Below are 9,997 nucleotides of genomic sequence, written 5' to 3'. Positions count from 1 at the left end.
TCATTCTTTATGATAAATTTGGTATTGAAACGCTTATCCAGTATTTTTAGAGCCTCTTCGAAAGAAGTGTTTCTGAAAACAACCAAACCATCTTTCCAGGCTATTTGTGTCGGCAGATAAGATGTGTTCGTTTTGATCCCTTTGTTTTTTATATTGTAAGCCACTTCGTCATCCGGTTTCATAATGAACGACTCTTCTTCATTTTCCTTGTTTCGGAAAGAAAGTTTGACTGAACCGGAAATCAGAGAAGTCGTTACCTGGTTACTACCTTTATATGCTTCTATATTAAATTCTGTACCCAGTACTTCGGCTTTCAGGTCGAAAGGTGTATTCACGATAAACCTTTTTGATTTATCTTTCTGCACGGAGAAATAGGCTTCTCCATCCAGTTCGACAGTCCGGGTGTCGCCGGTAAATTTCTGGGGATGTTTTAAATAAGATCCGGAGTTTAACCATACTTTACTGCCGTCCGGCAGATTCAGGGTGGCAACCATGCCAGGGTTCGTTTTTACTTCAATATATTCGGCAGGCTCTTTTTTTGTTATGAAATAAATAGTACTGACCAGTAAAGGAAAAACAAGAATCGCTGCGACTCTCTGAAACCAGACAAGATAATTCGTATTGTTCGGTTTTCTGAATTTTTTCTTTACCTGCTCTAACGCTTCTGCTGAATTGACCTCTTTAATTGTATTCAGTGTGTCGGTCGCCATATAGATGTATTGAACATCCCGGGCCAGTTTTCGATTTTCTTCAGACTCTTGTAGCCATTGTTCTACCTCCTGCTTTTGATCTGCGGAAAGTGAACCGGTAAAGTAATTTAGAAGTATATGTTCGTCTATCTGTTTTTGCATGTCCATTTTGTCTCTTTATATTAAAGACTAACGAACAGAGATACCTCCTAAATGAAAAAGTGTTTTTTTTGAGATAATTTTTTTAATGGGGGAAAGAGTTCTAGTAAGACTATGGTTAAAAATGTTGATTATCTGTCTGTTTTTGCACTTTAAAGCTAAGAAATCGATTGATGTTCTTGCTGAAACAAAAACTTAATACCCTTGTAATAGGTTAATATGTTGAAAAATGTTATTTTTGCATACATAATTGACATAGTCTTACTAGAACTTAATCCTTTTTTTACCATATGCTTTCAAAAATCACGGATAATACAACTGACGAGGTTCTTTTTGAAAAGATCCAGGTTGGTGATGTGAAAGCATTCGATATTCTGTTTATGCGTTATTATCCCTTGTTGTGTGCCTATGCGAAACAATTTGTGGATTTTGATGACGGGCAGGAGATTGTACAAGATGTGATGGTTTGGTTCTGGGAAAACAGTAGCATGCAGGTTATCGAGTCTTCCCCAAAAAATTATTTGTTCAGGGCGGTAAAAAACAGATGCCTTACGTTGATAAACCGTAATGAGCTGAAACAGCGGGTTGTCACTTCTATGTACGAGAACCTGCAATCACAATATGAAGATCCGGATTTCTATGTAGTGGAAGAATTGACCCGGAACATAGAAGCTGCCCTGTCCCGTCTGCCGGAAACTTACCGGGAAGCTTTTGAGATGAATCGCTTTCAAAGCATGACTTACAATGAGATTGCTGAAAAACTGAATGTGTCGTCTAAAACAGTCGATTACCGTATTCAGCAAGCATTGAAACTCTTGCGTGTGGAATTGAAAGACTATTTGCCGTTGTTAATGGCTTTAGTCAGAATTGTCTGAAACATTTCCGGCTAAAGCCATCTTATTATCTTATAAACTTTTCATCCATTCTTCCGCTTTGGCCAAAGCTTCCGGTTTACCGATGTCGAGTAATCGCAGATTTTCAGCTGCATAAGCATGGATATTCGCTTTTGCACAAATAGACAGATAGAAATTGATGATCGGGAATTTACCCGTCCATTCTTCCATCCAGTCGAATATCTGCGGGGATAATACATGGATACCGCTGAAAGCATATTCATTATATAACTTCGGGTCGAAGTCAGGGTAATAAGATTTTACCTCTCCGGTTTCATGGTTTCTCCATCCGCACAGACGGTTCTTGTTGTTGAAAAGAAGGTAACGCGATGTGTTCCGTTTGCTGACCAGTAGGGTGGCTAACGGGTTTGTTTCCAGGTGACAGTTGTATAACTTTCTCAGGTCGACGTTCGACATGATGTCGACGTTGTGTACCAGGAAAGGTTCGTTTCCCTGAAGAAATTTAGCTGCATTCTTTATGCCTCCTCCCGTATCGAGAAGATATCCCCGTTCGTCAGATATATGGATCTGGATACCGAAGTTGTTATTGGCGGCCAGAAAATCAATGATCTGGTCTCCCAGATGGTGAATGTTAATAACGATCTGGTGAAACCCTGCATCCTTCAGCTTCAGGATCACGTGTTCCAACATGGGTTTTCCGTTTATCGGTATCAATGCTTTAGGGGTATTGTCGGTCATCGGTTTGAGGCGGGTCCCCATTCCGGCTGCGAAAATCATAGCTTTCATAATATTGCGTCAAAGATTTGTTCTATATTTTGTTCCCTGTGGGTCAGGTCTACTTTCACTCCGAACTTGGTATGCAGATGCTCTGCCAGATGTTGTGCCGAATAAACGGAACGATGTTGTCCGCCGGTACAACCGAAGGAAACCATCAGGTTTGTAAATCCACGGTCCAGGTAGCGTTTCACCGAGGCATCCACAATGTTATATACATGCTCGAGGAACTGCGTAATTTCACCATCTTCTTCCAGAAAACGGATAACCGGTTCATCGAGCCCCGTAAAGTGATTGTATCGTTCATATTTACCCGGGTTGTTAATGGCCCGGCAATCGAATACGAAACCTCCGCCGTTTCCGCTCGGATCGTTGGGTATTCCTTTTTTATAGGAGAAGCTAACGATCTTAACTTCCAGCATCCGCTTTTTTATATCGTCCCTGAATTGTGTCAGTCCGGTCAGTTCCTTTAAAACGGAACACAGATAAGGATATTCCGGATAATCGTTCTTTAATAACTGGCGCAGGTTATTGATTGCGAAAGGGACACTTTGGATGAAATGTGGTTTCTTTTCAAAATATCCCCGGAAACCGTAAGCACCTAATACCTGTAAGGTTCTGAACAGAACAAAATGACGTAGTTGGCTGAAGAAGTGCTCTTCATCCACATCTGTATATTTTCGTAAGGCCTGCAAGTAATCGGCAAGCAACTCGTTTCTTAAATCTTCCGGATAATTGGCTTTGGCTTGCCAAAGGAAAGAGGCGACATCGTAATAAACCGGCCCTTTCCGACCACCCTGAAAGTCGATGAACCAGGGTTCGCCGTCTTTCACCATGACATTGCGCGACTGGAAGTCCCTGTACAGGAAAGTAGGGGTGGTGTCACGCAACAGGACATCACTCATTCTCTGAAAATCATCTTCCAGTCGATCTTCCTGAAACTCCATGCCGGTCGCTTTCAGGAAACAGTATTTGAAGTAGTTCAGATCCCAGAGGATAGAACGTTGGTTGAATTCCGGCTGAGGGTAACATTCCTTGTAATTAAATCCGTCGGCTCCTGCATACTGGATGGATGGGAGCATCGTGATCGTTTTATGTAACAACCGGCGCTCTTCCTCGTCGAAAACACAGCTTCTGCGTCCTTTTTCTATGGCATTGAAAAGCATTGTGTCGCCCAGGTCTTCCTGCAGGTAAAAAGAATGATCGTCAGAGTGGTAATGTACTTCCGGAACGGAAATACCTTTTTCTCTGAAGAATCCGGACATATAAATAAAAGCTTTGTTCTCTTCCTGGGAAGATCCGCTGACTCCGATCAACGTTTTAGGTCCCGATATTCTGAAATACCTGCGGTTGGAACCGGATGAGGGTAGTTCTGTCACGTCTTCTGCCTGTGAACCAGTATATTCGTAGTAGAGTCTTTTTAATTCTTCTGTTACCATATTTCATTAATTACGGCACTAAGGTAAGAGTTTTTTGTCAGGGGAGGAAACTTAATTAAAAACATTCGCTTCCGCGATTGGTTTTTATGCCGGGCTAATCCGGATTAATATACGAGGATGTTGAATTTTATATGGCAAAGCATTTGGTTTGGAATATCCTTTTAGTGATTGTTTCACTTAAGTGGAACAGTTGTTTCTCCACTATGAAACAGTTGTTTCTCTTAGGTGAAACAGTTTCAAAGATGCTGTATGTTTATATGAAGCATTAATAACTTGGCATTAAAACAACTAGTTTTGTACAATATAGATGATTATAAGTATCTTTAGTGTTTCTTATGGCTACTACGAATGCAAAATATCCTATCTTTGTCGTTAGTATTAATAATATGTATAAACCAAAAGGAAGAATATATGAATAAAAAATCTACTCTATTAGCCGCTGCTTTGATGGCGGTAAGTTCGTTTACGGCAAATGCAGAAGATACTCTGGTCGATCCGGTCAATCCAGTTTATCCATCTTCTACTGAAGCTATAGATTCACCAAAATGGAAAGCAGGTAATTATTATTATTTGAGAACTGGGGACGATAAATATTTATCATTGCACAGTGAAAAACAGGACTCTGTTGTCATTGTAACTGAATTGGTAACAAAGACTGATGCTGATTTGGCATTGTGGGAAATAACATTAGCCAACAGTGCTCCTGCTGGAAATTCTTATCAATTCAAAAATAAGAAAACTAAAGCAGTTTTATCTTTTGACAAAAATTTGGAGGCAAAACCGATATTGACAACAGATGGCGTTGCAGAGTGGTCTTTCTCAGAAACCGGAGAAGGTTCTATTAAGACACTGTTGTCCTCTAATAAAACAATGGAGTTTTTTTTAAAGGACACGACTGTGAATAATGTGACAAGTTATAAAATAGTTTTTTCTAAACCTGGGAATAGTTCTGATGTGAAAAACGCTGAATTTAAGGTTTTAGCACCAGGAAAGGCAATGCCTTTAACTGCTTCAGATTTAGGAAATGGTTTTACAACATTTCGTTTGTCTTTTGGAGAGAAATTAGAAGATGATATTTTTAGTGGTAAAGATTTGATTGCAATCTCAGATGGTAATTATATAAAGCTGCAAGAGAAAGGTAAAGAGGCCGATGGATATTTTGGAATTGATACATTAAAAACTGTTGGTGCAGGTTATAAATTTTCATTAGATCCAATACGTACAGAATCAGGGAAGGAGAATAATGATTTTAAATTATTCAAATTTACTGCAGATCTTAAAAATGATTCTTTGACAATGACTGTTAAGAAAGATCCTGATGGCAATGATAATGTTGTGGTTGTTTATGTACAGCTAGGGGATAAAAAGGTCTTATCAACAAGAACAAATGAAAATATTGGTATTTCTCCGTTTATTACAGCAAGTCAAGGGGCGCCTGCAGAAATCTCTACGGGTGCAGGTGTGTATTTCTTGAAACGTGCGAATAAAGATGCTAATGAAGGTAAATATTACTATGTAGATAAAAATGGGGTTAACTATAAAACAGAAAAACCGTCTGTTAATAAGATTGATGGTCAATGGTTTATAGGAGAGAATGATGGAATGTATAAAATTATTAGTCGCCAGTTTAAAGCCGGAAGTAAGGAAAACTGCGAACTATTATCTATTTATAGTGAAATATTTGCAGTTCAAGGTATGAATAATACCTATTTAATCGAGGGTGACTCAATAACAGTAGAACATCAGGAAGTAAATCTTGATGATAAATTCTTGGGTTCAGTAAACTTCACAAAAGACGAATTAGCAAACAACGGCTATGTTTTAAATTTGATTCCTACTGGTACAGAAACAAGTAAAACTTATACTTTTACAACAGATTCAATTCTTCAGATTAAATCTGGTGAAGCAAAAGATGCTGTTGTTTTCAAAATTGTAGCTGTTGATACAACAAAAGTTGGTGGTGCGTTGTCATTAAAAGATACGGTTTCAATTGTGAGATATCAGTTGAAGTCTCAATTTAGTAATAAATATGTAGCTTATGATAAGGCTAAAGCAAGTTTGAAAGTCTCTGATTATGCTCCTGCATTGAAATTTAAATTTAATACAAATGTAAATGGCGGCACGTATAATATGCAAATAGATACAACCGAAGCAACAATTAAGGATAAATATGTTGATGCCCAGGTATCCTCATCCAACATGGTTCTGTCAGAAACTCCCGCTTATTTCAATTTTGTTGAAATGGAAGCTCCTGAATATGGTACATTAGATTCTGGTAACAAACGATTTACTTCGGATTTAAAGTCATTAACAATGAACCCATTGAACTTCTTTGCAGAAGCAAAACAGGAAGGACAGGAGATTTTGAAGTCGACTTATGGAAAGGACAACTTCAGCTTATGGTTGAGTAAATCAAAGGCTTCTACTGCTGAAAAACCGTTGTATTTCATTATGACTTCACAGGCGGTGGATGGTGTTCCGGGTGTTGATAGAAATTATTATTATATGGTTTCAGGTCGTGATTCTTCATTATATAATGATGTCGCAAAGACAATGCCTCGTGTAAACTTTATTCAAAATGACACAATTGAAACAATGAAGGATAGTGCTAACAATCCTGCTTTGTTTGCGTTAAAAGTGACAGAAAGCGGTAACTATCTTTTAGAAAATCAGAAAGAATTGAATAGTGGTAATAAAGGTACACCATATGTAGGCATCATAAATAACGTTGTCGTAATGACAAAAGATGGTCTTGAGTTCTCTGTAGAAACTGCTCCGGCTCCTGTTGCCAACGAAGAAATCGAAGCTCCTAACACTATTAAGGTAATAGGTGGCGTTGGTGAATTCAGTATCCGTAATGCACATGGAAAGAAGATCACTGTATCAAACATTCTGGGACAGACAATCGGTACCCGCGTTGTTTCATCGGATTATGTTACAATTCCGACAGCCAGAGGTGTTGTGATTGTATCTGTTGAAGGTGACCAGGCTTACAAAGTGATTGTAAAGTAAGGATTACCTGATATATATTAGAAAAAGGCTGATTCAAATATATTTTTGAGTCAGCCTTTGTTATGAGATTATGTGATAGGTCTCTTTATTCTTCCGTATTACTTTCAAGTTTATTCTTTAAATATGCGATCCTGTTGGTCGATTTATCTTTTTCTTTTATCAGGTTTTCCAGGTCGCTGAGAACAGTTGCCAGATCGTAAGTTGCAGCAATTGCTTTCTTGTCTCCATCGGCAATATATAATGTATAAGGTTTCCCGCCTGTGTATTCTGCTTTGATGCGCTCCTTTACGTTTGTGGCGATAAACTTGGCAGCATCAAGACCTTTTTCACCTTTATAAGTAACAACCTCAGTAGTCTTTCCCAGATCTTTGAAACGATAATTCACTCCGCCGTCGTAAGCGATCGAAGCAGTTTCAGCAAACTGTCCATCTGGTGTACTGACCTTTATTCCAGTATGGTTGATCGGTGCGCCGCCGTAGAAAACACTGGCAAGATAGATTTCGCCTTTTTCGTTTACTCCGCTGCGGATATAACAACGTTGCACGTTCCGCTCTATCGTCTGTTGTTTCCATATATAATTCCCGATCTCTTCGTAGACGCTGTCTTTCTCAAAAGTGAATCCCTTTTTTAGAGTTTCAGCCTCTTCTATTTTGATCGGGAGCAGACTGTCACAAAATGCAATAGTCCGTTCCGCCTCTTTTAATTCGACCTGGCGCATCAGAGCCAGACCTTCTTTTAATGCTTTATATTCTTTCGGATAAAGAGCCCGGACACTGTCTATTTCGCTTTTTGCGGCGAAGAGTTCATTTCGTTCGTACATTTTTCTCGCATTGTCCAGTCGGGCTTGCGCCTCCTTCTCCGTTTGGTTGCATGCAGCCAGGGTAATGGCGGCAAATGCGATACATATTGCTGACTTCTTCATGTTGTTTAGCTTATTCGTTCTGTCTGCAAAGATATATTTTTTATCTTTGCAGTCTCAATGAGTGAGATAAATAAAGCGAATGTATATAGATCAGGAAGATATTTTAAATCATATATCGGCAAAGCCGTTCCACATAATATCAGAGGCTGCAGACGAATTGGGTGTTGAGGCTTATGTGATTGGTGGTTACGTCAGGGATATTTTTTTATACCGTCCTTCAAAAGATATAGATGTTGTTGCCGTAGGCAGCGGAATAGAATTGGCAAAAGCAGTAGCCGACAAGTTAGGAAAACGGACGCATTTATCCGTATTTAAGAATTTTGGTACGGCACAGGTGAAATCAGGTGATCTGGAGATCGAGTTTGTCGGTGCCCGTAAAGAATCATATAGCCACGATAGCCGGAAACCGATTGTGGAAGACGGAACGCTGGAAGATGATCAGAACCGCCGTGATTTTACGATCAATGCGCTGGCCCTTTGTCTGAATAAAGATCGTTATGGTGAATTGGTCGATCCATTCGGGGGACTGGAAGATATGGATAATCTGATTATCCGTACACCGCTCGATCCGGATATAACTTTCAGCGATGACCCGCTACGCATGATGCGTGCCGTCCGTTTTGCCTCCCAACTGGGATTTTTTATCCACCCGGATACCTTTGACGCTATCGAACGTAATAAAGAACGTATCTCGATCATTTCCAAGGAACGGATCGTTGACGAACTGAATAAGATTGTTCTTTCCCCTAAGCCATCAGTAGGTTTTGATCTGTTGGATAAAAGTGGGTTGTTGCAACTGATATTTCCTGAATTATGTGCTTTGAAGGGTGCAGAAACGAAAGAGGGAATCGGTCATAAAGATAATTTCGCTCATACCTTAATGGTGTTGGATCGTTTGAGTAAAACAACAGATAATCTATGGCTTCGGTGGAGTGCTATCTTCCACGATATAGGTAAACCTGCCACCAAGCGTTTCGATCCTCGTTTGGGCTGGACATTCCATAATCATAATTTTATTGGCGAGCGTATGCTTCCGGGGATCTTCCGCCGCATGAAGTTGCCGATGAACGAAAAGATGAAATATGTCCAGAAGATGGTGACTTTGCATATGCGCCCCATCGCTTTGGCTGATGATGAGGTGACCGATTCTGCCATCCGCCGTCTTCTTTTCGATGCCGGAGACGATATAGATGATCTGATGAAACTTTGCGAAGCGGATATCACCAGTAAGAATCCGGACAAGGTTCGTCGTTTCCTGAATAACTTCCGTCTGGTTCGTGAGAAACTGGCCGAAATAGAAGAGAAAGATCGTGTGCGCAATTTTCAGCCACCTGTTTCAGGAGAAGAAATTATGGAAACATTCGGCCTTTCACCTTCGCAACCGGTAGGAGTTATTAAGGAAGCAATTAAAAATGCAATCCTGGATGGCGTGATTCCTAATGAATATGAGGCTGCTAAACAGTTCATGCTGGAACGGGCGGCAAAGATGGGGTTATCTCCTGTAAGTAAATGATTTTCTATGCTTAATTGTTCTACTAATTTATGATAGATTACAAAATGTAATCAGTAAATGCTCAGAGCCGACTTACTTATTCAAGAAGTCGGCTCTGAATTTTTTATATCTCCGAGAAAGGAAGCTATTTCCCTCTTAACAATTCTGCCCCTTCATCCCCGAACACGATTTTTAAAACCTGTTCTTTTTTGTCGTTATCCAACTTAATCTGTAATACTGTTTCCGTCGATATATTATTGTCTCTACTCAGGATGTATTTTTCCGGATATGCAATAATATCTATTACTGATTCCTGTAATGCATTTGCAATTTGTAATAGTGTATTATACTTTAACTCCCGTTCTCCTGACATAATAAGACTAAATCCAGCCTGTTTTATTCCAATCTGACTGGCTAAATATTCTTGCGAATACCCTTTATTCCTGCGAATTGCATCTATATTCCTCAGTATATCATTCATACAAGCAATTTAACATTTGTGGTTTGAATAAATAAGCGATCTCCGTAATAAAAAATTGCACTTTTGTTTGCTAATATAATAAATTGCAATATCTTTGTCCGTGTGATTTTATTAATTCTCTTCATTACTGTCCCGTTAAAGTGAATAAATAGTTCTTTGAAATAATTGAAATACA

At 39.3% G+C, this 9,997-nt stretch carries 8 protein-coding genes; 3 read left to right on the top strand and 5 right to left on the bottom strand.

Annotated elements, in window-relative coordinates:
- The coding region (locus tag QZ076_RS21400) for a FecR domain-containing protein (RefSeq protein WP_293717139.1) at window positions 1–857 on the bottom strand (857 nt) is incomplete at its 3' end.
- Window positions 858–1,138: 281 nt separating this feature from the next.
- Here QZ076_RS21400 and QZ076_RS21395 point away from each other — a divergent pair.
- Entirely contained in the window at window positions 1,139–1,723 is a 585-nt protein-coding gene (locus QZ076_RS21395; RefSeq protein WP_293717138.1) for an RNA polymerase sigma-70 factor, read from the top strand.
- Between the two features lie 30 nt (window positions 1,724–1,753).
- Here the strand turns inward: QZ076_RS21395 and QZ076_RS21390 are convergent, their stop codons facing one another.
- Together QZ076_RS21390 and QZ076_RS21385 are read right to left on the bottom strand one after the other, a co-directional pair.
- Complete coding sequence (locus tag QZ076_RS21390) at window positions 1,754–2,488, bottom strand: nucleotidyltransferase family protein (RefSeq protein ID WP_293717137.1); 735 nt, start codon at window positions 2,486–2,488, stop codon at window positions 1,754–1,756.
- Window positions 2,485–3,915: an RNase adapter RapZ gene (locus tag QZ076_RS21385; protein ID WP_293717136.1), complete on the bottom strand. Its 1,431-nt coding sequence runs from the start codon at window positions 3,913–3,915 to the stop codon at window positions 2,485–2,487. The genes QZ076_RS21390 and QZ076_RS21385 overlap by 4 nt, the downstream gene beginning before the upstream one ends.
- 411 nt (window positions 3,916–4,326) lie before the next feature.
- Here QZ076_RS21385 and QZ076_RS21380 point away from each other — a divergent pair, with 411 nt between their 5' ends.
- The gene (locus tag QZ076_RS21380; protein WP_293717135.1) at window positions 4,327–6,927 is read left to right on the top strand and encodes a DUF6383 domain-containing protein; all 2,601 of its coding nucleotides are present in this window, start codon (window positions 4,327–4,329) and stop codon (window positions 6,925–6,927) included.
- An 85-nt stretch (window positions 6,928–7,012) separates the two neighbouring features.
- On the opposite strand, the gene QZ076_RS21375 is transcribed toward QZ076_RS21380, so the two are convergent.
- Window positions 7,013–7,849 (bottom strand): hypothetical protein, encoded by an 837-nt coding sequence (locus tag QZ076_RS21375; RefSeq protein WP_293717134.1) that lies wholly within the window; start codon window positions 7,847–7,849, stop codon window positions 7,013–7,015.
- Between the two features lie 79 nt (window positions 7,850–7,928).
- On the opposite strand from QZ076_RS21375, the gene QZ076_RS21370 reads away from it, so the two are divergent.
- Window positions 7,929–9,362 (top strand): HD domain-containing protein, encoded by a 1,434-nt coding sequence (locus QZ076_RS21370; RefSeq protein WP_293717133.1) that lies wholly within the window; start codon window positions 7,929–7,931, stop codon window positions 9,360–9,362.
- 124 nt (window positions 9,363–9,486) lie between these two features.
- On the opposite strand, the gene QZ076_RS21365 is transcribed toward QZ076_RS21370, so the two are convergent.
- A complete protein-coding gene (locus QZ076_RS21365; protein ID WP_293717132.1) occupies window positions 9,487–9,822 on the bottom strand; it encodes a helix-turn-helix transcriptional regulator in 336 nt (111 codons plus the stop codon).
- Window positions 9,823–9,997: the final 175 nt, after the last annotated feature.

The sequence above is a fragment of the uncultured Parabacteroides sp. genome, from assembly GCF_905196875.1.
In the GTDB taxonomy this organism is placed as follows: Bacteria; Bacteroidota; Bacteroidia; order Bacteroidales; family Tannerellaceae; genus Parabacteroides.
Note: the sequence above shows the minus strand (reverse complement) of the source record. Positions and strands in the feature narration are given on the sequence as shown.

Coding starts and splice junctions, on each gene's coding strand:
- QZ076_RS21370 (WP_293717133.1), top strand. CDS start 7,929: ATGTATATAGATCAGGAAGATATTTTAAATCATATATCGGCAAAGCCG.
- QZ076_RS21385 (WP_293717136.1), bottom strand. CDS start 3,915: ATGGTAACAGAAGAATTAAAAAGACTCTACTACGAATATACTGGTTCA.
- QZ076_RS21365 (WP_293717132.1), bottom strand. CDS start 9,822: ATGAATGATATACTGAGGAATATAGATGCAATTCGCAGGAATAAAGGG.
- QZ076_RS21375 (WP_293717134.1), bottom strand. CDS start 7,849: ATGAAGAAGTCAGCAATATGTATCGCATTTGCCGCCATTACCCTGGCT.
- QZ076_RS21380 (WP_293717135.1), top strand. CDS start 4,327: ATGAATAAAAAATCTACTCTATTAGCCGCTGCTTTGATGGCGGTAAGT.
- QZ076_RS21390 (WP_293717137.1), bottom strand. CDS start 2,488: ATGAAAGCTATGATTTTCGCAGCCGGAATGGGGACCCGCCTCAAACCG.
- QZ076_RS21395 (WP_293717138.1), top strand. CDS start 1,139: ATGCTTTCAAAAATCACGGATAATACAACTGACGAGGTTCTTTTTGAA.